The organism is Massilia sp. CT11-108, from assembly GCF_047302915.1.
GTDB lineage: Bacteria > Pseudomonadota > Gammaproteobacteria > Burkholderiales > Burkholderiaceae_D > Telluria > Telluria orientalis.
This window is the reverse complement of sequence record NZ_JBKYMO010001268.1, coordinates 1-430: the sequence shown is the minus strand read 5'-3', so window position 1 is coordinate 430 and position 430 is coordinate 1. Positions and strand designations below refer to the sequence as shown.

Annotated in this window: 1 protein-coding gene; it reads left to right on the top strand. The window is 62.8% G+C overall.

What is annotated here, in order from left to right; translation table 11 throughout:
• Positions 1-134 precede the first annotated feature (134 nt).
• The coding region (locus tag ACEN88_RS34350) for a transposase (protein ID WP_413346873.1) at positions 135-430 on the top strand (296 nt) is incomplete at its 3' end.

Below are 430 nucleotides of genomic sequence, written 5' to 3'. Positions count from 1 at the left end.
TCGACAATGCGTGCAAATCTCCTGCTCTGCCGGAGTCCGGGAGGAGGCGTCCATACCATCTGATTTAATCGCTGAGCCCCCCCGGCGGCGGGCGCAACTGGCACAATGACGCATCCCACCTTTCCAGCATCCCGATGAAGCAAACGAGTTTTTCGGACGCCGAGTTCGCAAGCAAAAAGAGACTGACGCGGCGCGATCGTTTTCTGGCCGAGATCGAGGCCGTGACGCCGTGGCCGGCGCTGGTGGCGGCGCTGCTGCCGTACTACCCCAAGGGTGAAGGGCGCGGTCGTCGGCCGGTCGGTCTGGAGCGGATGCTGCGCATGTACATCGCGCAGCAGTGCTTCGGCTTGTCTGACGAGGGCATCGAAGATGCGATCTACGACAGCCAGGCCATTCGCGGCTTTGTCGGCATCGACCTGACGCACGAGTC